Source organism: Antarcticirhabdus aurantiaca, assembly GCF_009765365.1.
Classification (GTDB): domain Bacteria; phylum Pseudomonadota; class Alphaproteobacteria; order Rhizobiales; family Rhizobiaceae; genus Antarcticirhabdus; species Antarcticirhabdus aurantiaca.
Window position 1 is genome coordinate 1 of record NZ_VTOM01000016.1, and the last position, 21,085, is coordinate 21,085.

The 21,085-nt window shown below is 67.7% G+C and carries 21 protein-coding genes and 2 pseudogenes; 10 read left to right on the plus strand and 13 right to left on the minus strand.

Annotated features, from left to right (window positions below):
* Positions 1-219: 219 nt before the first annotated feature.
* Both FZN60_RS18225 and FZN60_RS18230 read right to left on the minus strand, forming a co-directional pair.
* Complete coding sequence (locus FZN60_RS18225) at positions 220-561, minus strand: DUF6634 family protein (RefSeq protein WP_158874937.1); 342 nt, start codon at positions 559-561, stop codon at positions 220-222.
* Between the two features lie 68 nt (positions 562-629).
* A complete protein-coding gene (locus FZN60_RS18230) occupies positions 630-1,040 on the minus strand; it encodes a hypothetical protein (RefSeq protein WP_158874938.1) in 411 nt (136 codons plus the stop codon).
* Positions 1,041-1,727: 687 nt separating this feature from the next.
* On the opposite strand from FZN60_RS18230, the gene FZN60_RS18235 reads away from it, so the two are divergent.
* Entirely contained in the window at positions 1,728-3,167 is a 1,440-nt protein-coding gene (locus FZN60_RS18235; protein WP_158874939.1) for an IS1182 family transposase, read from the plus strand.
* Positions 3,168-3,362: 195 nt separating this feature from the next.
* On the opposite strand, the gene FZN60_RS18240 is transcribed toward FZN60_RS18235, so the two are convergent.
* Positions 3,363-4,376 (minus strand): NADP-dependent oxidoreductase, encoded by a 1,014-nt coding sequence (locus FZN60_RS18240; RefSeq protein WP_158874940.1) that lies wholly within the window; start codon positions 4,374-4,376, stop codon positions 3,363-3,365.
* Positions 4,377-4,633: 257 nt separating this feature from the next.
* On the opposite strand from FZN60_RS18240, the gene FZN60_RS18245 reads away from it, so the two are divergent.
* A complete protein-coding gene (locus tag FZN60_RS18245; RefSeq protein WP_158874941.1) occupies positions 4,634-4,999 on the plus strand; it encodes a winged helix-turn-helix transcriptional regulator in 366 nt (121 codons plus the stop codon).
* A gap of 25 nt (positions 5,000-5,024) precedes the next feature.
* Here FZN60_RS18245 and FZN60_RS18250 read toward each other — a convergent pair.
* Positions 5,025-5,723, minus strand: a pseudogene (locus tag FZN60_RS18250) (type 1 glutamine amidotransferase domain-containing protein).
* Positions 5,724-5,808: 85 nt separating this feature from the next.
* Complete coding sequence (locus tag FZN60_RS18255) at positions 5,809-6,639, minus strand: alpha/beta fold hydrolase (RefSeq protein WP_158874942.1); 831 nt, start codon at positions 6,637-6,639, stop codon at positions 5,809-5,811.
* Between the two features lie 137 nt (positions 6,640-6,776).
* Between FZN60_RS18255 and FZN60_RS18260 the strand changes: the two genes are divergently transcribed.
* Together FZN60_RS18260 and FZN60_RS18265 are read left to right on the plus strand one after the other, a co-directional pair.
* Positions 6,777-7,178 (plus strand): MerR family transcriptional regulator, encoded by a 402-nt coding sequence (locus tag FZN60_RS18260; protein WP_158874943.1) that lies wholly within the window; start codon positions 6,777-6,779, stop codon positions 7,176-7,178.
* A 238-nt stretch (positions 7,179-7,416) separates the two neighbouring features.
* The gene (locus tag FZN60_RS18265; protein WP_158874944.1) at positions 7,417-8,262 is read left to right on the plus strand and encodes a hypothetical protein; all 846 of its coding nucleotides are present in this window, start codon (positions 7,417-7,419) and stop codon (positions 8,260-8,262) included.
* Here the strand turns inward: FZN60_RS18265 and FZN60_RS18270 are convergent.
* The 4 genes and pseudogenes from FZN60_RS18270 to FZN60_RS18285 all read right to left on the minus strand — a co-directional run.
* Positions 8,195-8,503: pseudogene (locus tag FZN60_RS18270) on the minus strand (transposase); the annotation flags it as partial. The gene FZN60_RS18265 and the pseudogene FZN60_RS18270 sit on opposite strands and share 68 nt — an antisense overlap.
* Positions 8,504-8,762: 259 nt before the next feature.
* Positions 8,763-9,161 carry a hypothetical protein gene (locus FZN60_RS18275; RefSeq protein ID WP_158874945.1) on the minus strand — a complete coding sequence of 133 codons (399 nt, stop codon included), beginning with the start codon at positions 9,159-9,161 and terminating at the stop codon, positions 8,763-8,765.
* Between the two features lie 338 nt (positions 9,162-9,499).
* Positions 9,500-10,243, minus strand: coding sequence for a hypothetical protein (locus tag FZN60_RS18280; protein WP_158874946.1), 744 nt, complete (start codon positions 10,241-10,243; stop codon positions 9,500-9,502).
* Complete coding sequence (locus FZN60_RS18285) at positions 10,240-11,160, minus strand: hypothetical protein (protein WP_158874947.1); 921 nt, start codon at positions 11,158-11,160, stop codon at positions 10,240-10,242. The genes FZN60_RS18280 and FZN60_RS18285 overlap by 4 nt, the downstream gene beginning before the upstream one ends.
* Before the next feature lie 257 nt (positions 11,161-11,417).
* Between FZN60_RS18285 and FZN60_RS18290 the strand changes: the two genes are divergently transcribed.
* Entirely contained in the window at positions 11,418-11,699 is a 282-nt protein-coding gene (locus FZN60_RS18290) for a hypothetical protein (protein ID WP_158874948.1), read from the plus strand.
* Positions 11,696-12,721 carry a blue-light-activated histidine kinase gene (lov, locus tag FZN60_RS18295; protein WP_158874949.1) on the plus strand — a complete coding sequence of 342 codons (1,026 nt, stop codon included), beginning with the start codon at positions 11,696-11,698 and terminating at the stop codon, positions 12,719-12,721. Before FZN60_RS18290 ends, lov begins: the two co-directional genes overlap by 4 nt.
* A 158-nt stretch (positions 12,722-12,879) precedes the next feature.
* Here the strand turns inward: lov and FZN60_RS18300 are convergent, their stop codons facing one another.
* Positions 12,880-13,353, minus strand: a complete 474-nt coding sequence (locus tag FZN60_RS18300; protein ID WP_158874950.1) for a MarR family winged helix-turn-helix transcriptional regulator — start codon at positions 13,351-13,353, stop codon at positions 12,880-12,882.
* Between the two features lie 230 nt (positions 13,354-13,583).
* Between FZN60_RS18300 and FZN60_RS18305 the strand changes: the two genes are divergently transcribed.
* The gene (locus FZN60_RS18305; protein ID WP_158874951.1) at positions 13,584-14,024 is read left to right on the plus strand and encodes a hypothetical protein; all 441 of its coding nucleotides are present in this window, start codon (positions 13,584-13,586) and stop codon (positions 14,022-14,024) included.
* Between the two features lie 435 nt (positions 14,025-14,459).
* Here the strand turns inward: FZN60_RS18305 and FZN60_RS18310 are convergent, their stop codons facing one another.
* The gene (locus FZN60_RS18310; protein ID WP_158874952.1) at positions 14,460-18,254 is read right to left on the minus strand and encodes an EAL domain-containing protein; all 3,795 of its coding nucleotides are present in this window, start codon (positions 18,252-18,254) and stop codon (positions 14,460-14,462) included.
* A 511-nt stretch (positions 18,255-18,765) separates the two neighbouring features.
* Between FZN60_RS18310 and FZN60_RS18315 the strand changes: the two genes are divergently transcribed.
* Complete coding sequence (locus FZN60_RS18315; protein ID WP_158874953.1) at positions 18,766-19,149, plus strand: response regulator; 384 nt, start codon at positions 18,766-18,768, stop codon at positions 19,147-19,149.
* A gap of 245 nt (positions 19,150-19,394) precedes the next feature.
* Here FZN60_RS18315 and FZN60_RS28670 read toward each other — a convergent pair whose 3' ends face one another.
* Positions 19,395-19,757: a response regulator gene (locus tag FZN60_RS28670; protein ID WP_199266595.1), complete on the minus strand. Its 363-nt coding sequence runs from the start codon at positions 19,755-19,757 to the stop codon at positions 19,395-19,397.
* A gap of 73 nt (positions 19,758-19,830) precedes the next feature.
* On the opposite strand from FZN60_RS28670, the gene FZN60_RS28675 reads away from it, so the two are divergent.
* Both FZN60_RS28675 and FZN60_RS28680 read left to right on the plus strand, forming a co-directional pair.
* Complete coding sequence (locus tag FZN60_RS28675) at positions 19,831-20,070, plus strand: hypothetical protein (RefSeq protein WP_199266596.1); 240 nt, start codon at positions 19,831-19,833, stop codon at positions 20,068-20,070.
* 249 nt (positions 20,071-20,319) lie between these two features.
* On the plus strand, positions 20,320-20,517 hold the full coding sequence (locus FZN60_RS28680) for a hypothetical protein (protein WP_199266597.1): 198 nt from the start codon (positions 20,320-20,322) through the stop codon (positions 20,515-20,517).
* 343 nt (positions 20,518-20,860) lie between these two features.
* Here the strand turns inward: FZN60_RS28680 and FZN60_RS18325 are convergent, their stop codons facing one another.
* On the minus strand, positions 20,861-21,073 hold the full coding sequence (locus tag FZN60_RS18325) for a hypothetical protein (RefSeq protein ID WP_158874955.1): 213 nt from the start codon (positions 21,071-21,073) through the stop codon (positions 20,861-20,863).
* Positions 21,074-21,085 lie beyond the last annotated feature (12 nt).

Below are 21,085 nucleotides of genomic sequence, written 5' to 3' on the forward strand. Positions count from 1 at the left end.
GAAAGCATCGCCCCGATCGGCGATGATCCCCTCGTCAGCCTGCCAACCCTCGCAGTCTGATCTGCCCGGCCCAAGCCGGCAACCGTGGTGGCCCTTCGCGAGCTACACCACGCCAAGGGACACGACCCAGGGACGTGGTCACGAAGTCGGTCAGGTCGAATGGTGTGCCGCGAGGCGAGACCGGAAAGTCGTCGAAGGAGCGGAAGTCGTCGAGCCGGGTCATGCGTCGCTCCTCCCGTTGCGCGTGCTGGGGCGACCCAGACGGTAGATACGGGACAGGGTGCGCGCGTAGCCGTACGGGGGCGCGAGGATCCAGAGTTCGGACGTCATCACGAGTCTACCCGTCCCGATCTTGGAGTGTCCGGCGACCACGCCAGTGAGGCAGGGGACGGTACGGGAGCCGAGTGCCCAACCATCGAGGATCGGGGCGTCGGCGAGGAGGGCATGCCCGGGGTGCTCGCCCCTGGCCAGCGCCTCCATGTCCGCGACGACGCCGCGGAGACGTTCGAGTTCGTCTTGAAGGTTGAGGGGTGCGCCGGAAGGCGGGACGAAGATCGCCATGACGAAAAGTCTCCGGTCGCCGACCGCGATGCGGACGGACACGAAGGAAGGGAAGGGATGCGGAGGTGTCAGGCCTGGCGGCGTATGACCCGCGTCCTCGCGCCGAGCGGCTCGTCAAGGTCGAGGTCGACCAGCCTGGCAAGCGCCAGCGCGGCCACGGCGGCGACCGGCCGCGAGGTGTGCCTCAAGATGCCGAGGCAGTCCGCGAGGGTGACAGAGCCTTCCTCGTCGAGCGCGGCGAGGAGCCTGACGCGGTCGTCCAGGGTCACGCGCCAGCGGGCATGGGGGAAGATCGCCCTTGCATTCTCCAGCCTGACTGGATCGACGTCGTCGGGGCCGACGACCCTGGCGTTCGGCGGAAGCTCCAAGGGAGCAGAAGCGAACGACAAGGCGCCGTCGGCTGCCACGAACAGGAACTCCCGGCCGCGGCTGCCCCACGTCTCGAAGTCCGCCACGAGGCCGGCGTCGCCGACCGCCACGCGGCACCGCCAGCGATCGACGCATGGGTCGACGTCGAGGAGCAGCGCGACGTCCGCCGCCAGCGGACGCGAACGCCGCCTCGCCCACGCAGCGCAGGGGACGGTGCCGGGCCTCGAACCCTGCACGGGGCGTGGTCGACGGGTGGCCGCCGGGTTCGGATGGAACGCTGGGCTGTGACCGCTCGGCGCGCATGGGCATGCTCCGCATCGGACGGGGCATCGCCTCGCGTCCGTCAACCTCGGAAGGGTGAAGCGGTCAGCGTATGGGCGGCTTGGTGGATGCGACGCGCGGAAGCGAGGCGCCGGAGGGGCGCTGGCAAGTCCGCATGTGGGCGAGAGACTGTCGCATGGTCACCAGGCTAAGTCCGTAGGGAGCGAAGAGTCAATGACGCGATCGATTCGACACGTCGTCCCGCCTTGCCCTGTGGACAACCTATGGCGACGAGCGGCTATCGCGCCGAGCTGGAGTTCTTCCGCACGCGGGGGACATGATCGGTGACATGCAGTACGGCCGTCCTTGAGGGAGGACGGCACGGCTACTGCCCAGATCTCGAAGCTGCCGATTAAGCAATTCTCCGCGTGGGCCTTTGAGCAGGACGGACGCTTCGAACTCATCGACTGCTGTCGACCCTGGCTGTGTCAAAACCCCACCCATGCTATGCTCGTTCGGGTTGACCGGAGGGTGGCATGGGACGCTTCGTTGTCGGTGCCGATCGCGAACAAGCGACGCTGTTTCCACCCTGCCTCGAAGACTGGATCGCAGATGACAACCCGGTCCGGGTGATCGACGTCTTCGTCGATGCGCTGGATTTGGGCTCTCTCGGTTTTGAGGGTGTCGAAGCGGCCGCGACGGGACGGCCCGGCTATCATCCCTCGGCTCTCTTGAAGCTCTACGTCTATGGCTACCTGAACCGCATTCCCTCCAGTCGGCGCTTAGAGCGCGAGGCCGGTCGCAACGTCGAGGTCATGTGGCTGACGGCGCGGCTGTCGCCCGATCACAAGACCATTGCCGAGTTCCGTCGGCAGAACGGCTCCGCCATTGGACGCGTCTGCGCTCGCTTCGTGGCTCTGTGCCGCGAGATGGGTCTTTTGACGGGGACGCGCGTCGCGATTGATGGCTCGAAGTTCAAGGCGGTCAACAACCGCGACCGCAACTTCACCAAAGCCAAGCTCGAGCGGCGCCGTGAGCAGATCGAGGAGAGTGTCTCACGCTATCTGGCTCAGCTCGACACGGCCGACCGCCAGGAGCCGACACCCGAACTCGCCGCCAAGGTCGCTCGGCTGAACGAGAAGATCGCCCGCCTCGGTCAGGAGATGGAGCGCCTCGCCGGCTTGGAGACGCAGATGGCGGCGGCGCCCGATCGTCAGGTCTCCCTGACCGATCCGGACGCCCGCTCGATGGCAACCAGCGGACGCGGGTCGGGCATGGTCGGCTACAACGTCCAGGTAGCAGTGGACACCGAGCATCACCTGATCGTGGCGCACGAGGTCACCAATGTAGGATCGGACCGGGCCCAACTCAGCGGCATGGCGCAGCAGGCCAAGCAGGCGCTCCAGATCGATCGGCTCGAGGCCGTGGCCGACCGGGGCTACTACTCCGGTGAGGAGATCCTGGCCTGCGAGCGCGCCGGCATCGCCGTCACGCTGCCGCGTCCGATGACGTCGGGCGCCAAGGCGGCGGGACGGTTCGGCAAGGAAGACTTCCTGTACCGCCACGACGAGAACGCCTACCGCTGCCCGGCGGGCGAGACGCTCCCTTACCGATACACGACGGTCGAGAACGGCATGACGCTCAGCCGCTACTGGACGAACGCCTGCCAGGCTTGCTCCCTGAAGGCGGACTGCACGACGGGTAAGGAGCGGCGCGTCACGCGCTGGGAACACGAGGACGTTCTGGAGACCGTACAGCGCCGGCTCGATGCCGATCCTCTGGCCATGCGAGTGCGGCGCGAGACGGTCGAGCATCCGTTCGGCACGCTGAAGGCCCGGATGGGCGCCACCCACTTTCTGACCCGGACGCTACCGCGTGTGTCGGCCGAGATGGCACTCCAGGTCCTGGCCTACAATCTGACGCGGGTCCTGAACATCATGGGCAGCCAGAGGCTCCTCGCCGCCATCAGAGGCTGATCAGGCGGCTACGACGTCTCGCTCCATCCCATCACGCGAGCCGACCGCATCGTCCTGTCCCCCCATGACCGCAAAACACAGCCGCAGAGCGCCGTCTCTCAGTGCCCAGTCAAGGCGATCAATGCCTAAACGTCAAACAACAACCCAGCTCGACGTTTTGACACGGCCTGGACCCTTCCCGACCCGTCGATGGGACTACGCCGCCTCCCGAAAGCGGACGACAACCTTCCCCTTTGCCCGGCCGCCTTCGAGATATGCGAACGCCTCCCGGATCTCTTCGAACGGGAACACGCGATCGACGACGGGTTCGAGTTGGCCGCCTCCGATCATGCAGCCGAGTTCGGCGAGCTCCGCGCCGTTCGGGCGCATGAAGAGGAAGCGGTAGCGGGCACCGTGCCGCCTGGCTTGGCCTCGCGTGCGCAGGCTCGCTAGCCAGAACAGGGCTGGCAGGAGACCGCCGCGTCCGATGTCCTTGCGTGCCGACTGGGGCTCGGGCATGCCCGCAATCGAGACGACGGTTCCGCCGCGCTTTACGACGCCGAACGACTTGTCGAGCGTCTCGCCGCCGAGGAGATCGAACACGCCGTCCATGTCACGGACATGGTCCTCGAAGCGCTGGGTCGTATAGTCGATCACGACGTCGGCGCCGAGCCTCTCGACCAGAGCCCGGCCCCGCGGCGAGGCGGTTGTCGTCACGTTGGCTCCCAGCGCCTTGGCGATCTGGATGGCGAAGGTCCCGACGCCGCCCGCGCCGCCCGGAATGAAGACCCGGCTGCCGGGCTCGAGGCGCAACTCGTCGCGCAGCGCCTGGAGCGCCGTCAGGCCCGCCAGCGGCACGCCGGCGGCCGCCTCGAAGGGCAGGCTCTCCGGCATCCGGGCGAGGAGGGGGGCCGGCACGACGGCGTACTCGGCGAAGGCGCCCATGGCGGTCTTGTCCATGCGGGCGAACACGCGGGTGCCGGGCGCAAATTCCGTCACGCCCTCCCCGCAGGCCCCGACGACGCCCGCCAGTTCACCGCCCATCACCACCGGCAGGCGCCAGCGGTAGACCGCCCGCAGCTTGCCCTCGCGGATCTTGTAGTCGACGGGGTTGAGGCCGGCCGCCATGACCCGGACGAGAACCTCGCCAGCCTTCGGCTCGGGCCTCGGCACGTCGCGAAGCTCCATCGTCTCGGGGCCGCCGTAGCGGGTCAGCATCAGCGCCTTCATCTCTGCGATCTCCTGAACGTGTGGGGGTCAGAACGGCATGGCCGAGATCGGCGGCGCCGAGGGGTAGGCAATGGAGCGGTCGGAGCCCGTGGTGTGGCAGGCTGCGAGGGACAGGCAGGCGAGAAGGATCAAGTTGGCGCGGGCCATCGGAGAGGTCCATCGGTTGGGCGGTCGCGGGTGCGATGCCGGGATGGTCCCGATGTCCGATCCACGGTATTCTTTCTCAAGTAGGCAAGAAAATCGAACCTGGTTTGAAAATGGATACCATAGGCAGTTCTGGGCATGACGCCGTCTGCATTCCCTCGATTGAGGAGGTCGCCGAGTTCCGCCGGGTGGTGAACACGGTGATCGGCAAGTGGAAGATCGACATCCTGTTCGTGCTCCTCTCCGGCCCGAAGCGCTTCGGCGAGCTGCGCCGCACGCTGTCTGGCATCACGCAGAACATGCTGACGGCGCAGCTTCGTGCGCTGGAGGCGGACGGGCTCGTCAACCGGACGGCGTTCGCCACCATCCCGCCCAGGGTGGACTACGAGCTGACCGAGGCCGCCTACGCGTTGAAGCCGATCTTCACCGACCTCGTAGCTTGGTCGCGGAACAGGAAGGCGGCAGCCGCGGTACGGTAACTCGCTGGAGCAATGTCGCGTCCGTCTACTGGGACGGCGCCTGGAGCAGCTCCACGACCTTCCTCGCCGTTAAGTGGGCCGAGAACGGGTTCTGGCCTGTCACCAGGCGACCGTCCGTCTCCACATGCGGCAGGAAGGGAATGGCTGCCTTGCGGTAGTGGGCCCCGCGTCGCCGCATCTCCGCCTCGGCGTTGTAGGGCATGTGCCGGGCAACGCCCGCCAGCACCTCCTCCGTCCAGGAGAAGCCGGTGACGCGCCGGCCGGCGACGAGCAGCGTCCCGTCGGCGAGACGCGCGTTGAGGAGCCCGCAATAGCCGTGGCAGACGGCGGAGACGACGCCGCCGCGCTCCCAGATCGCACGGGTCAGGGCCTGCAAGCCCTCGCTCTCCGGGAAGTCCCACATTACCGCATGGCCACCCGTGAAATAGATCGCGTCAAACTCCGCCGGGTCGATCTCGTCGGGGCGTCCGGTCGTCTCCAGCAGCGCCATCCGAGCCGGATCGCCCTACCAGGCCTTGGCCGAGCGGTCGAGCAGCGGCCACCTCAGGGCGCGGGGCTCCAGCGGCACGTGTCCGCCGAGCGGGCTGACGAGGCTCTGCTCGAAGCCCTCCACGGCGAAGGTGTCCCATGCATGGGTCAGCTCGGACAGCCACAGACCCGTCGGCCTCGAGGGGTCGTCGTAGTGCGCGACGTTGGTGACGACGTGGAGGATGCGCTTCGTCATGATGGCCCTGGGCTGAGGTTGTCGGACACGCTCGAGCACGGATCGTTCGATCGCGCCCGAACGTGCGGCTTGCAGGCCGGCCCGGTCAGCTCCGGGCGAAGGCGAGGATGTCGGCGTTCAGCTCGTCGGCATGGGTGGTCGGGATGCCGTGGGGCGCACCCTTGTAGGTCTTGAGCGTGCCGTTCCGGACCAGTTCCGCCGAGCGCGGTCCCGACGCCTTGTAGGGAACGACCTGGTCGTCGTCGCCGTGGACGACGAGGACCGGGATCGAGATGCTCCGAAGATCCGCGGTGAAGTCAGTCTGCGAGAACGCAACGATCCCGTCGTAGTGCGCCTTCGCCGACCCCATCATGCCCTGCCGCCACCAGTTGAGGACGACCGGCTCGGACGACTTGGTCAGCAGGCGGTTGTAGCCGTAGAACGGACCCGCCGGCACGTCGTGGTAGAACTGGGCGCGGTTGGCGGCAAGCTGCGCCTGGAAGTCGTCGAACACCTCCTTCGGCGTTCCGTCCGGGTTGCCTTCCGTCTTGACCATCAGGGGCGGCACGGCGCTGACGAGCACTGCCTTGGCGACGCGGTCCTCCCCGTGTCGGGCGACGTAGCGCACGACCTCGCCGCCGCCTGTGGAATGACCGACATGGATCGCGCCCTGGACGCCGAGCTCGTCGACGACGGCGGCGACGTCGTCGGCGTAGTGGTCCATGTCGTGGCCGTCCCAGATCTGCTCGGAGCGGCCGTGACCGCGGCGGTCATGGGCAACGACGCGAAAGCCCTGGTTCACAAAGAACAGCATCTGCGCGTCCCAGTCGTCGGAACTCAGCGGCCATCCGTGGTGGAAGAAGATCACCGGGGCGTCCCGCGGCCCCCAGTCTTTGTAGAAGAGACCGACGCCGTCCTTCGTAGTCACGTATTCCATGTGCCGCTCCCTTGATTGGCGGTTGGTGGACGGATGAACCCGAGCGCCTGTCGACGGCGAGCGGTGCAGTCCGCTTGACCCAGCCGCGACCATAACGTTCAAGCGAGGTTGAAGGTCAACACGGTGTCGGGATACGCATGAGGATCGGCGAGCTGGCCAAACGCACGGGGCTCACGCCGTCCCGGATCCGCTTCTACGAGAGCGCCGGGCTGCTTGGCCCCGTGGAAAGACGACCCAACGGCTATCGCAGCTATTCGGCGGAGGCGGAGGCGCTTCTCCTCGTCGTCACGAGTGCCCAGCAGGCGGGCTTCTCACTGGACGAGGTCCGCCACCTGCTGCCGACAGGGTCGCAGGGCTGGCAGCATGAGGGGCTCGTCGCCGCCATGAAGCGGAAGGTCGAGGAGATCGCCGCGCTCGAGCAGCAACTGGCGCAAAGGAAGGCGCAGCTCGTCGCCGTAATCGACGGGATCGAGAACCGTCCCGATGGGCTCGACTGCGCGGACAACGCAAAGCGCGTGCTCGCCCTTCTCAGAACATGATCAGGCAAAGCGGTCTGTCGCGAGCGGTGTCCAGGTCCCGATCATAAAATCCGGTTGGAGAGAAGGCATCCGTCAGCTCAGGCGGCCATACCCTGGGCCCGTTCTTTTGCGCTGAGCCAAACGGCAGCTAGAGCCCGATCACGCCAGGATGCGGACAGTCGGGTTTCCACCCGACCCCGTCGTCAGCGTTCCCCTTCAACTGCGCCCAAGGTCTTCTGAAACCGAATCTCCGTCACGCATGGAAGGATCCAAGACCGCCGTGGTCCTTAGATCCGGGGAGCCCCATCCGCGTTGCTGGGGCTGCCAGTTGGAGCTTGCGCCGGCCGCCACCGATTGCTTCGCTGCTCCGGCGGAGGGCGATCGATTGCGAATCAGGACGAGCCGAACATCGCGCCAGTGGATTGAGGTCGACGGAGCCGGGGAGGACGGCGATGCAGGCGGCATCGGCGCCGAGGAAACCGCCCGCCACCTGTCGCAGGCCGTGCGCTCGGCCAATCTCGTCGTTCTTTCCGGGCTTGGCACGTCGCTCTGCGTCAGGCGCGGTGACGAGAGGCTCGCGCCAACGATGTGGCAGTTGCTTGAGCGGGTCAGGGCCGAGTTCGCCCGGCTCGACGCCGCCGATCCCCTGCCTGACCAGCGCGGACGCTGGTCCGCTTTCACGGCCGCAGCGAACGTGGCCGAGGGCGAGGAAAACCTTGAGCACGTCCTGTCCCGGGCGAAGCTTGCGACGGAACTCGCTCCCGAACCCGTCCGCATCCTACAGGAGAGGCTGCTGGCCATCGCGGAAGGGGTCATCCTCGAAGCCGTCGACTTCCTCGCCGCGGACGTCACCCTCGACACGCACGCGAACTTCCTGCGACGGATCGCGCGGCGGCCGTCCCGCAAGGCGCGCGTGCGGATCTTCACGACCAACTACGACCGCTGCTTCGAGGCCGCAGCCGGCCGCGAGGAATTCATCGTTGTGGACGGGTGTCAAACGGCGTCCAAACGGGGGTCTGACGCAGTCTCGATGACGATCAAGGCGCTCCGAGGAGGCGCGCTTCGAGAAGGTCGAGCTTGGCTCGGCCGTACATCTGGCGTTTGATGAGCTTCAGGCGGTTGACGTGTCCTTCGGTCTGGCCGTTCGACCAGGGCTCGGTGACGGCAGCACGCACGGCGGCAAGATCCTTGGCGATGCCGCGGGCGAACGAGGCGATCAGGCTGGAGCCGGCGTCCTTGAGCCAGGGGTCGAGATCGGCTTCGGCCTTGCGACGAACGATGGACTGGAAGCGGTCGACCAGGCTTCGCGCTTCGGCCAGAGCTGGCGCGCCTTGCTCGATCGCACTCGGACGAAGAACGATACCGGAGACATTCCACATCCGAAGCCTGGATGGAGGGTGCCGATCGCTCTTGGGCGGGAACCCCGCCGCCACCCGATGTCGATCTTGGCCACTTCGGCAGCTGCCCCGGCGGTCACGAGCCCCAGGCTGACGCTCGCCCTGCTTCGTCAAGGACCCGAAGCATATGCCTTCCGCGCGCGCGTCGGAGCGGTCGCCCGGACCTTCGGAACCGACCGTCGCGCGCCCGTCCGCACCACCGCTCCCGTCAGTGGCGGAAGCGCGGCGCGGCCAACTCCGGGACCTCCTCATCCGGATCGGCCGCCATGGGCTCGGCGACCCCGAACCCGGCCACCGGATAGGTAGCGCCGCTGGTGAGGCATGAGAATGGCGGGCATCCCTCGACGGTCAGGCGCCAGTCCCCCGCGCCATATCCCACAATTCCGGCCTCGATGCCGTCGATGCCGGCATGCGGCCTTGGCAGCAAGGCGGCCACCTCGGCGGCATGCAAGGGGCTGAGGTGGCCCTCCACCCTGTAGGAGAACCCGTCCGCGCTCACCGTCAGGCGACACCTGCGGTGAGGGTCGCCGGGATACTTCACCCCCTCGACCAGACATTCTGTCCCGCCGCGGTACATCCTGTCGATCTCGAATGTCCGTTCCCGCATGACCGCATCCCTCCTCAGGCACCCATGCGGCCATTGTGGACACGAGCAAGGCAAGGCACCAGAAAGGCAAGCAACGAAGCGCGAATGTCGATCGGCGGCCTTTGCCGGGAGATCGTCCGGATGCGACGGGTTCCCGTCGGCGTGCTGGCCGCGCGCTCGCAGGACGGTTTCGGATCGATCGTCCCGTCCTGCCCACTTGGCCTGGATCACAGCTGCCCCATTCCGGAATCGACACGGCGGCCCCGAGCCCGTGGCCGGCAAGAAGTTGGCCTCGTGCCGGCCCGCGCGCTTCGCCGATCGGCAGGTACGACGGCAATCCCGCGCATCCGGCGAAGCCGTCACGGCCCGTTCGACGAGGAGCGACGACTGCGGTCTGGCGCGCTCCCCATGATCTCCGTGAGGAAGTTCGGGAAGAACGCGTTCTTGTCGGCTTGATTGTCGAAGCCCAAGCGTTGGTAGACGTTGCCGCCCACCCCGGGCCGCACGTTGCCCAGCTCGTCGACGACACTGTCCTCCGCCAGGGCCAGGTACCTGAACCGCCGGGCGACAGAAGCGGGGAATTGCGACTCCAGACGCTCCTCGGCACCGGCCAGGATGACGGGCGCGACCACGTGGATGCTGGACGGCTCGAAGGCGGTCAGCATGCGCAGGATGCTCGTCCTGATCACGCACGAGCTCGCGATGATCGACTTCAGGGCAACGAAGTGATCGACCCTCGAGGGAGGGGGTTCGACGTACTCGCGCACAATCTGCGCGACGTCGACGGGCTCGGGCGTGTGGACCTGGGTCCTATGTATCCACAGGCATGCGACGGCAACTGTCGCCCCAGCCTCCCTCAGGCCCCGGATGAAACCCGCGCCCAGACCGTCGAGATCCTCCGCGGTCGCCGCCACGTACCAAGTCCTGCCGCGAACGTCGATCTCCCGGGAGGCGAGCCTGACGGCGAGTCCCCAACCGAGGACATCGAGCGCCCTTTGGTACGCCTCCCTGTCCGACGACGGGTCGACCAAGGCCTCGAGGCCAAGGGACAACAGGGGAGCGTTTTCCTCCCCCGCCCCGAAGCGGAGCTTCCTTCCGGTCATCCCTGTCGCTCCGTAAGCAAAGGCAGCAAGTCGCGAAAGCTCAGTGGCGGGCCGTTCTCGGCTGCTTCGGACAGGCTCCGCAAGCCATCCTCGAACCGGGTCCAGCCGGGGCTTCCGCACCCGAACGGGGCCGTCCCCTTCAAGAGTCCGCCGAAACACCTGTATGCGAAGGTCGTGCCCCGGATCGCAAACGAGAAGTCCTCCACCGCACCGAGGATGTTCGACACGTCCGGATCGAGGGCAAAATCCTCCTCGAGCGTCCGGACGACGAACTCCGACCGCTCGCTCGCGATCGCCAGCACCGCCGCGAGCGGCGCCGATCCTCCGTGCTGAAGCCACGCTGACAGGATGAACTCGCTGGTGTTGCGAACCGAAGACCGATCCGCGAACGGCCAGCAGATCACCTTGAGATTGTCCACGAAGCGAGGAACGCTCTCGATATCGCTTGGAATCGTGCCGCTCGGATGCTGCGTGAGAACGACGCGGCCCAAGTCGTCCGGTCGGGTTCGCTGCAGGGCGGCGAGCACTCCGGGCCTGGACACGACAAGCCTGAGTTCGACATCGACGCCCTTGCGGTCCGCCAGTTTCTGCGCCAACCGGAAGTCTTCCGCGATGGGGCGCCTGCCCGAAGTCCAGGACAGTTCCGTGACGTCCTTGATCTGGGCGAGAACGTGAAGGCCGTCCGTCTCGATCGCGAAGTCGTCGACGAAGCCGTGAACCTGGGTGTGCAGGAGGGTGTTGGCTTGGTTCTCGATCCGATCCAGGTGTTCGGCAGCAAGACGTGCGATCTCGGATACCACGTGCAGGCGTTCGAATTCGTGACCGCCCTCGTTGTTGTCTCCGCCGCGCCGCTTGTTCTCGGCGTAGGTTCTGGCTTCGGCACCGAGGAAGTCCTCGATCTCGTCAAACGTGAACATTCCAGTTCCGCGCGGCTCTCCCCATCGAACCCGACCGATCTGCCGAGGTCGCACTCCCCGCCCGCGCGGCTCCGTCTCGGCGGATAGGCGGAGAAGCCCGAGGAGACAAGCACCCGTTCAAATTCCCAACGGACGGCGCCCCGGATGAGACAGTACATTCCGCGGCGGATGACGCGCTTGATGGTGAGGACGGCCCCGCGCATGGCGGCGAAACAAACCCACATGCCGCGCATGCTGGAGGCCGGCACGCGGCTTTCATGCCGATCATAACGGTAACTCCACTGAACGGGCTGTCCCGCAAAAACCAGCTCGACTTCGCAATCGACGCGGCGGACTGCCTGCATCGGGCCAGCGGGACGATCCGTCGCCCGGATCCCGCGACAGCAACCATCCATCGCCAGCTTCCGCACATCCGCGACCAGATCCTTTGCGACGACACGACTTCGCCCTACGTCCCACCGCGGCGGGGACAACGCAGCATCGACAACGGCTTGTCCGCATCCCTTTCCCGCTGGGGCAACAAGCGGGGGCGTACATGATGTCCGACGATCCGAACCCGTCGTTCAAGGGCGACGCACCCGTCGCGGCCCGTCGCGAGGTGCTGATCGACCGGCGCGAGCTGGCGCTCGTCGCCATGGAGCGCACGCGCATGCCGATGGTCATCACAGACCCTAAGCAGCCGGACAACCCGATCATCCTCGCCAACGAGGCCTTCCTCGAACTCACCGGCTATGCCGCCGAGGAGGTGCTGGGCCGGAACTGCCGCTTCCTTCAAGGGGTCGACACCGATCCGGCCGACGTCGAGGCGATCAGGGCCGAGCTCGCGGCGGGAAACGATCACTTCGAGGTGGAACTCCTCAACTACCGCAAGGACGGCAGCAGCTTCTGGAACCAGCTCGTTATCAGCCCGGTGCGCAACGAGGCGGGCCTACTGCTCTACTACTTCGCCTCGCAGAAGGACGTCACGGCCCGCCGCCGCGCCGAGCAGCTCGAGATCGCCGAGCGCCTCCTCCTGAAGGAGGTGGACCACAGGGCGATGAACGCTCTCGCCCTGGTACAGGGCATCGTCAACCTTTCCCGTTCCGAAAGTCCGGCGCAATACTCCGCCTCGATCCGCGGACGCGTTGCCGCTCTGGCGCGCGCCCACCGCCTTCTTGCCGTCTCCGGATGGACGGGGGCCGACGTCGGCGCCCTGCTGGCGGGCGAGATCCCGGCTCACATGCGCGAACGCGTGCGGACAAGCGGGACGGCGGCCCTCCTCCCGGCATTGCTTGTCCAGCCGCTGTCCCTGGTGCTTCACGAGATCATGTCCAATGCCCTGCGGCATGGCGGGCTCTCGAAGCCCGGCGGCTTCGTCGAGGTTGGCTGGTCCACCGAGCCGGAGGGACTGCGCCTGGACTGGCGGGAGCGGGGAGCGGGCGCGATCGGCGAGCCGCCCCGTTTCGAGGGTGGGATGCGGATGGTCAAGAACGTCGTGGAGCGGCAGCTCTGCGGCCAAGCCTCGTTCGCGTGGAGCCCGCCGGGCTTTCAGGCGACGCTCCGGATCCCCCTCGACGGATAGCGTGTCGCGCTCGTGCCGACGAAGGATGCCATTGCCTGCCGCGATCGAGAGGCGCCCTCGGCAGGGTGATCCTTCGCTGCTGCGAGGCGACACCCACAACGTGGCAGAGTCGGTGAAACCCGGTGCCCACAATTTCGTGGTGTCGCGTTTTCCTCAGCTCAGCGCAGGCGAGCCAGCCGCCTGGCGAGGGTGTCTGCAATCGCGGTCAAGGCCTCCAGTGCCCTCCCGCTCTCGCCCACCTGGAGGTCAACCGCCAATTCGTCGTTCAGCGAGCTGTGGATCCGGCGGACTTGGTCCTTCATCCGGCCGCCCTCCTCCGTCAGCCTGAGAATGGTCAGGCGGCGATCGTCAGGCGTCTTCTCGCGCATGACGAACCCTTTCGCGGCGAGTTTGTCCGCCATTTTCGAAAGTGTCGATGGGCGAATGGCGAGCTTCTCTGCCAGCTTACTGCTTCTTTGGGTCTTCTCCCGGCTGAGTTCGAGTAGCAGCTGATCCTGCCCGACCTCCAACCCGATGTCCTGAAGCTTGAGGTCGAGGAGCGCGCGGACGTGCTTGGAAATCGGCACGAGGAGCGAAACGAGCTGGAGGTCAGCGACATCGGGAAGCGCGATCCAGGCACCGGCAGCAGACATTCCCATCAACCCTCGGATTCGACTTTCGAACGGGCGACAGGCTAGCAGCCGCGCCGCCTTCGGTTAACCTCCGTCGTAGGCTGTCGGCCCGCAGGTGCGTCCCAGCCGAACCGCGGCGCTTGCGCTCCCCGCGACCTCCGGCGATCCTCGACAGGTGCGGGACGCTCCTGATCCCGCTCGAACGGGGATCGGGAAGGATGGAACCACGGGATGAGGAGGCGCTGGTCGCCATGCTGCTCGCCGACGGCATCCGCAGGGATCCCGCTCGCGGCGTGCGCATCCTCAAGGACCGCGAGCTTCGGCTCGAGGCGGCTGTGCGCGTGCGGGAGAACGCCTCGAAGCCCCGCTTTGTGGCCTGTGAGGGTTGGATGCATCCATTCTCCGACGAAGCGGCCGAGGTGGAGATCCGCTGGGCATTCGACAGGCGGACCTGGAAGCTTGCGGCGGCGCAGGTCGAGGCGCCCGACGGCCGGATCTGGCGGGAGTGCACGCCCGAGGAGATGCGCGACCTCGAGGAGAGCCTCGTCCTCGGAAATTCCGAGATCCTGGTTGATCCCTCCGATTGGGAGGAGTGCTTCGAGTCCGAGCGTTCGCCGAACTGGATGTCGGACGGCTCGGGTCAGGAGAGGGCATTCCTCACCGGGTCGGCGGCACGTGGGGAGGCTGGGTAGAGCGCACGCCAAGGTCACCGACGCGGCAGCGCGCCGCCCGCGACATCCATGGGTGCTGCTCGGCGAGGCATCCTGATCGACTTGGATTCAACACCCTCCATGGGTCACCGCGCCGATCAGCATCGAAGGTGCGCGCCGATCCACACCTCGGGCATGCCCGACCGCACCGGGGTTGGTCATCCGCGACGGCGGCCCCATGCCGAATGCGCTCCGAATGCGGGCAGCTGCCCCGGGCTTCGCGCGGCCTCGGGGCAGCCGTCCGGCTGCCGGCGAACGCCGCAAGCGACCGACCGAAATCCCTTCGCCCGACCGGGACGATGTCGCGGCCCGCAGCCGGGCGGAGACGACATGGAGCGGCCCGCAAGGGAGGAGAGCGCTCGGCAACCGGCCGTGCCCTGCGGCATCCCCGCTGGTCGGGAGGCGCGGGGTGGAGGCTCACGACGCCGCGGCCCGCGTCTCCCGTGACACCGAAGATATCTCAGGCTGCCTGCTTCCTCGATGCCTTCCCCGACTAGGGGCCGGTCCCTTCGCGGGGAAAAGCAGCGCCTCCAGGCGCTCCGGCTCGACCGGAGGGCCGATCAGGTAGCCCTGAGCCTGTGACCACCCGTTGACCCTGAGCCAATCGAGCTGCTCGGGCGTCTCCACGCCCTCGGCCGTCGTCGTCATCGAGAGCGCCCGTCCCATCTCGCCCGCAGCGCGGATGATAGCCTCCGCCTGCGGCGAGCGCCCGATGTCGCTCACGAAGGAGCGGTCGAGCTTGAGCTTGTCGAAGGGAAACAGGCGCAGGTACGACAGCGAGGAGAACCCCGTGCCGAAATCGTCGAGCGCGATCCGCACGCCCATCTCCCTCAGGCTCCTCAGCATCCGCATGTTGTGCTCGCTGTCCTGGAGGAGCACGGACTCGGTGATCTCGAGTTCGAGGCGCCGCGGGTCGATGCCGGTGCGCGCGAGGGCTCCGGCCACCTTCAACGGGAGACTGTCGCCCCGAAATTGAACGGTGGACACGTTTACGGCGACGCAGATCTCCCGCGGCCATCCCGCCGCCTGCCGGCAGGCCCTCTCCAGGACCCAATCGCCGATCTCCGAGATGAGGCCCGTCTCCTCGGCCAGCGGGACGAATTCCCCGGGCGACACCGCTCCCCTCGTCGGATGCCGCCATCGCAGCAGGGCCTCCGCCCCGCGGAGCTGGCCGGATCCGAGGTCCAGGAGCGGCTGGTAGGCGAGCTCGAGTTCGCCGCGTTCCAGCGCGAGCGCGAGATCGCGCTTCATGGATTGCCGGGCGTTCACCCGCTCGAGCATCTCATCCTCGAACAGGCAGGCGACGCCGCCGCCCGCAGCCTTCGCCCGGTAGAGCGCCACGTCGGCGGCCCTGAAGAGGTCCTCCGCTGTGTCGATGCCGGATCGGGCGACCGCAACGCCCGCGCTTGCCCCGAGCCGGATCACGTGACCGTCGATGTGGAAGAGCCCCATCAAGCTGGCGACGAGGCGGCGTGCCAGTGCGACCGCCGGCTCGCCGGCTTCCCGCGGCATGACCAAGGCGAACTCGTCGCCTCCAAGACGGGCCAGGAAGACCCCCTCGCCCGCGGCCCCGCGCAGGCGCGCCGCCACCTGCCGGAGCAATGCGTCCCCGATCGGATGCCCCAGGCTGTCGTTGACCTCCTTGAAGAGGTCCAGGTCCAGCAAAAGAACGGCGGCCCCGCCTGCTGCCCCTCCACGGAATGCCCGTTCGAGTGCCTTGTTGAAGCTCGCTCGGTTCGCCAGCCCCGTCAGGGAGTCGTGATGCGCGAGATGGGCGATCTCCTCGCGGGCGCGCCGAGCCTCGGTCACGTCGCGGAAGAAGATGGAGACGCCTTTGCTCCCGTCCGGGAACGCGTGAACCTCCAGCCAGATCCCCGCCCGTCGGGCGAACATCTCGAACTGGGTCGCGCCACCGCCGTCGAGCACCTGCCGGAAGCGCTCGCCGATGTCGCTCTCGAGGTACTCGGGATAGGCGTCCCAGAGGCACCCGCCGACATCGAGGGAACTCGTCAGGCGGACGAAGGTCCTGGCGTGGCGGTTCATGTACGAGACGCGGAACTCGCGGTCGAGGACGATCACGTTGTCGGTGGTGCTCTCCAGGACCTCGGCGAGCTGCCCGCGCGCGGCCTCCACCTCGCCCCGCATCCGCTCGCGCTCGGTGACGTCGCGGGAGATGGCGAGGACGTGGGTGATCGCGCCGTCGTCCGCGCGCACCGGGTCCACCGTGACGTCCCACCAGGCCTCGCGGCCGGAGCGGCCCGGAAAGCGGGCGGAGAATCGCCGGCTCGCGCCCGCGAGAGCGCCGGCGACTGCCTCCCGGACCATGTCCCGGTGGCTTCCCGGCCAGCCGTCCGCCCAGGAGCGGTCGGAGATCCCGCTTGCCGCCTCCGGGCCCAAGAGCAGCGCGGCGGCCCTGTTCATGGAGCGCACCCGTCCGTCGAGATCGAGGACGACGACGAAATCGGGACTGCTGTCCAGGACGCTTCGGCTGAACGCCTCGCTTTGGCGGAGCGCCTCCTCGGCGGTCCTGCGCTCGTGGATGTCCTCGACCGTTCCGTACCACCGCATCACGGAGCCGTCCGCCGCCAGGCGCGGCGCCGCATAGGCCCGGAACCAACGGTAGGCGCCCGACCGAAGCCGTAGGCGGTACTCCGTGTCCAGGGGTGACCTTGCCCCGACCGCGGCTGACCACCGCTCCCTCGTGGCCGCGAGGTCCTCAGGATGGAGCGCGTCGCTCCACCCATGGCCCAGCGTGCGCTCGACCGTCATCCCGGTAAGCTCGATCCAGCGCGGCCCCGCCTCCAGGATCCGGCCGTTGGCGTCCGCAGTCCAAGGTATCTGCGGGCTCAGCTCGACGGCGTGGCGATGGTTGTCCTCGCTCTCCCGGAGCGCCGCCTCGGCTACCCTGCGCTCGTGGATGTCCTCCACGGTTCCGTACCACCGGATCACTCGGCCGTCGGCGGCAAGGCGCGGGGCGGCGTATGACCGGATCCAACGCCAGTCGCCGGACGGGGTACACACGCGGCTCTCGCAGTCGTACGGCTGGAGCGTCTCCAGGGAGCTTTTCCAAAGGTCGCGGGCCCGCTCGACGTCGTCCGGGTGCAGGGCGGCGCCCCACCCGTCGCCGAGGGTCCGCTCCAGCGTCAGTCCGGTAAGCGCCTCCCAGCGCGGTCCCGCCTCCGTGATGCGCCCGCCGGCATCGGCAATCCATGGGATCTGCGGGCTCAGCTCGACGGCGTGACGGTGATGGTCCTCGCTTTCCCGGAGCGCCGCCTCGGCGACCTTGGCTGCCGAGATGTCGGTGAGGATGCCGACCATCCGCGGCGGGCGCCCGCCCGTGCTGCCCATCGGACCGCCCCGGCTCGACAGGTGCCGCGTGCCGCCGTTGCCGTCGATGATGCGGATCTCCAGCGAAAAGGGCCGGACCTGCGCGACCGCGGCCAACGCCTCGTCCAGGATGTGGTGGTCGTCGGGATGGACCACTCGACGGAAGAGCTGCGCCGGGTCGCCACCGCCTGCCGGATCGGCTCCGATCAGGCGGTAGAGGCTGTCGGACCAAGTGATCGACCCTGTCGAGATATCCACCTCCCAGCTCCCCGAGGCGCTCACGGTCTCGGCGTGCAACAGGAGGATGTTCTGCTTGAGAAGGTCTTCGTCCTGCCGTGCCTTCTCATGGCGCACGCGGGCGAGTTCGTCGCGCCGCGCCATCGCGTCGAGGTCGGCACGGTGCCGACGCAGCTCGTCCGTCGCCGCCTCGGCGAGGCTGGCCAAAATCGACGCCTCGCGGGACGAGAACTCGCGAGGCACGGTGTCCACGACGCAGAGGGACCCGAGCCGCAAACCGGGTTCAAGCAGGAGGGGAGCTCCCGCGTAGAATCGGATCCCGGGGCCGCCGACGACCAGGGGATTGCCCGCGAAGCGCTCGTCGTCGAGGGTGTCGGGAACGACCAAGACCTCATCCGCCCTGATGGCGTGATCGCAGAGGGCATCGGCTCGGCGCGTCTCGCAGAGATCGGTTCCGCAGCGCGCCTTCAGCCACTGCGTCCTGCCGTCGAGCACGGAGATGTAGGCGATGGGCATGCCGAAGATGTCGCGGGCGAGGCCACAGATCCGATCGAGCGATGGCGAGGCCGGCATGTCGACCGCGCCGAGCGCGTCCAGCGCGGCAAGGCGGTCCAACTCGGAGACAGTGCGTGAGCTCGGTCGCTGCATGAGATCCAATCCCGATATGCTCCAGGGTTAGATCAACCGGCGCTAAGGTTACGTTACGCCCGCACGGCAAGCCAATCATGGTCGAGGAGCGACCTTGTCGCGGGGCGCCCGGGAGACCGGCGCCCCGCGATTTCATGGGGCTCGACGCGGACGGAGAAGGCGATATCCGATCTCCCATCCGTCGGGAACGTTCCCGCTCTCGCTCCTCCTACGAGCGACCCACGTCACGGAAAGGCACCCGGCAGCGGCACCCGACCGGGGACGCGACCGCATCCGTTCACTCCAACCTCGCGACGCGATCCGACGGGCCTGTCCACCCGTGGCCGCGGGTCTTCGAAGCCGGATCGACGGCACCACGCTCGCGGATCAATGGAACCCACGGCGCATGGGGTCCGTCGCCCGGGCAAGTCGCAGCGTCGGCGCACCCGTCCACGGAACACGGCGCGGGCTGCGGCATTCCGTGGACGGGCGGCGCTCATCACCTTGCGTCGAAAGCCGCGGAGGATTGACGATGTCGTCGAGCGCCAGTGAAAGGAACCCACCGGTTCTGGTCGTCGAGGACGAGGCACTCGTCCGCATGGTCATGGTCGACGAACTCGAGGAGGCGGGTTTTCGCGTCATCGAGGCCGACAATGCCGACGACGGCTTGGCGGAGCTCGAGCGCCACCAAGACATCATGGCCCTCCTCACCGACATCGAGCTGCCGGGGTCGATCGATGGCGTCAAACTGGCCCGGATCACGAATGAGAGGTACCCGGACGCGGCGGTGATCGTCATGTCCGGGCGGATCCGCCCGGGACGCCAGGAACTGCCGAGGCATGCCCGGTTTTTCGGAAAGCCCTATCGCCATGCCGAGGTCATAGAGGCCCTGCACGAACTCATGGGGCGCACCTGAACGGGCTTGACGTGCTCCCCGGCTCGCTCTAGCGCCCCCGCGCCGCGACGATCGGGTCGGTCAAGGACGCGGCTGCCGGACGTCGTGTGCGTTTCGGCCCGGCCGGATGCGTCCGGCCTCCCGAAACGATCGGCGGCCGTGACGACCTCCTGGCGGCTGGGGCAAGGTGACCGACGAGGTCAGCGGCAGCCTCGTCGCACGGCACACAGGCGGGAGGCCGGCCACGTTCCGGGGAGAGCACGGGATCAGGCGTCCAGGACCTCCCGAATCTTCACCGCGAGCTGGTCGATGCCGAACGGCTTGGCGAGGAAGTTGGTGCCCGGGTCGAGGACGCCGTTGTGCACGACGGCGTTGCGCGTGTACCCGGTCGTGTAGAGCACCTTGAGGTCCGATCGCAGCGCGGCCGCCTGATCGACGAGTTGGCGTCCAGTCATGCCGGGCATGACGATGTCGGTGAAGAGCAGGGTGATGTCCTGCCCGCGCTCCACCATGGCCTCGGGACCGCTCCCCGCGTGGAGCACGGTGTAGCCGAGTTCGCGAAGCGTCTCGACGGTAAAGTTGCGCACGCGCTCCTCGTCCTCCACCACCAGCACGATCTCCGAGGGCACGCCGCCCCTCGCGACCGCAGGTGCGCGGCGCACCGCCGTCGGCGCGTCGCCCCGGAAGCGCGGAAGGTAGAGCTTGAACGTCGTGCCGTGGCCGACCTCGGAGTACCTCCATTGGAGCCGTGCGCCTGAGAAGCCGGTCGCTCCTTCGCAGGAGCTGGCCACCGAGTGCGAGAAGGCGCTCGAGGCTTGGCGCGGCGTTCGATCGGACCCCGTCAACGAGAACACGCGTGCGGCCTTCGAGGCCCTGGAGGCCGCCGAGCGGTGCTCGTACCAACCCACGGGCGACGACGCGGCCTTCGCCACCGAGGGATGACGCCACCTTCGACGACGCTGCAGCATGCGTCCCAGTCGGCGAGCCGCCCTCCCCCGATCGTGGCCGACCTCATGTGGCCGGGCGCGATGATGTGGCTGCGCATCGGCAACCCTGGTCCGAAGAAGAGATCTCCGGATAGCTCCGGTTAATCCCAGCGTGGTGTCATTCCTCCACAGCAGCAAGGCATTCGCGTCGTGATGCGGTGCAAACAAAAACACATGCGTTGCTGCGGCGCACGGAGGATGTTCGATGTTGTTGCAGGAAACGACGGATCCCATCGTCGGCATGTTCGGCCGCAGGATCGCCGACCGGATCGCGAGGGCCACGGACATCCGTCCTGTCGCCGAGTTCATGCAGATCGCCCTCCTCGTGGATGTGCATGGCTTGGCACCGGACACGACGGTTGGCGAGTTGCGGACCATGGCTGAGCGGCGCCGGCACGCCTGAGGGTCGACACGGCCATCGAACGCCGGCCGGCAACGCGACACGGATCGCGATCCGCCCTGCCATGGCTTCGTGCCACCGATGGGGTTCGCGCGAGGGAGCTAGCGCGAGGCAGCTTTCCGCCTTTGTCGCTCCGATCAAGCGGTGCCGTCCTTCCGCAGCCCCTCGAAGCCTGCTTCCGGATCTGCGGGAACCCTGCCGATTGCCGTCGTGGATGCCGGTTCGCTCGTGAGGGCGAGCCGCAGCGGATCGCGCCGGCGATCGGATCCCCCGCCTTGCGGGTCACGCCGGACGGAACCGGCTCATTCCGGGGCCGCGGACGTGATCCTCATGACCGGGGGCAAGCTCACGGACGCCGACTGGCAGTCCACCCGAGGCCGTGCGCGATCTCGTAAACCTGCGACCTTGTCAGGCCTGTTGCGGAGACCGCACCGAACAGGTCGCAGACCGCCCCTCCGTCGAGTTGTCTCGGCAGGACATGGATGCCCTTGGCGAGCAGGTACGACACGGCCTCGCCGAAGAGCGGGGACATGCCGGTCGAGTGCGTGGGATTGATCATGGTCCTCTCCCC